This is a genomic window from Rhizobium ecuadorense, from assembly GCF_001187535.1.
GTDB classification, from domain to species: Bacteria; Pseudomonadota; Alphaproteobacteria; order Rhizobiales; family Rhizobiaceae; genus Rhizobium; species Rhizobium ecuadorense.
In genome coordinates this window covers 1-265 of the sequence record NZ_LFIO01001698.1, presented here as the reverse complement: position 1 = coordinate 265, position 265 = coordinate 1, and the positions used below count along the sequence as shown (strand labels likewise).

At 62.6% G+C, this 265-nt stretch carries 1 pseudogene; it reads left to right on the top strand.

From position 1 onward, the window contains the following. Positions 1–265, top strand: a pseudogene (locus AF337_RS33070) (dihydroxy-acid dehydratase domain-containing protein); the annotation flags it as partial.

Here is a 265-nt window from a genome sequence, read left to right as displayed (position 1 = left end):
GCATTATATGGAGCAATTCCATGAGGCCGGCGGCGTTCCGGCCCTGTTGAAGGCGGTGCGCCATGAAATCGACGCCAGCGCCCCGACCGTCTACGGCAGAACGATCGGCGAGATCATCGACGATGTCGTCGATGAGCCGGGCCAGACCATTATCCGCACCGTCGAGAAACCGTTGAAGCCGATCGGAACGATCGCCGTCTTGCGCGGCAATCTGGCGCCGCGCGGCGCCGTCATCAAACAATCCGCCGCCTCCAAGGATCTGCTG